Here is a 763-nt window from a genome sequence, read left to right on the forward strand (position 1 = left end):
ATTATACTATAAATTCAACTTTGCAACAGAACCGCTAATACACCAAAAGAGCCCGATAACTATTCGCAGTAGTTATCGGGCTCGGTGTTTATCATGTTAGTACACTATTTGTTAATCAAATTATAACACTGGTTAGTAGAGGAATGCAAAGTAAAGAAAGTTCTTAGGAATCAATTTCTAATTTTTTTAATAATATTACTTAATTTTTTTAAACTTCTATTAATATCATTCTCATCAATGTATGAGTAAGAAAATCGAATGTAGTTTTTGTAGTTAGAATCATATATTTCTCCAGGTTGTATAAGTATATTTTCTTTTATAGATTCATTAAACAATTTTTTTACGTTTATTGATATAGAGAACTCAAACCAAATATAAAATGATCCACTAGGGTCATTCCAACTACCATACATAGATAAATGAGTTTTTAGGGCGTCTATAAATATATCTTTACGTTTTTTTAATTCTAATTTTAATTCAGATATATGTTTTTCATGATAAGTATTTAGCCATTTTGTGGCAATATATTGTGATATAGAACTAGCACCATAGTCATTCTGCATTTTTAAATCAGATAAGTGATTAATTACATTTTTATCTGCTACTATCCATCCAATACGCAGACCAGGACTTACCGTTTTAGATAAACTTCCTAAATATAAAACATTGTCACTATTTTTCAAAGATTTCATGGGCATCGGTCTTTTTTCATCAAACCATAAATCAGAAGGTTCTGTTGCAAAGTTGAATTTATAGTATAATT

Annotated in this window: 1 protein-coding gene; it reads right to left on the bottom strand. The window is 27.7% G+C overall.

The window, feature by feature from the left end:
* Positions 1 to 170 precede the first annotated feature (170 nt).
* Positions 171 to 763: aminotransferase class I/II-fold pyridoxal phosphate-dependent enzyme (locus tag HMPREF2937_RS07865; protein WP_142351415.1), on the bottom strand; the 593-nt coding region annotated here is incomplete at its 5' end.

The organism is Staphylococcus sp. HMSC061G12 (assembly GCF_001838465.1).
GTDB lineage: Bacteria > Bacillota > Bacilli > Staphylococcales > Staphylococcaceae > Staphylococcus > Staphylococcus simulans.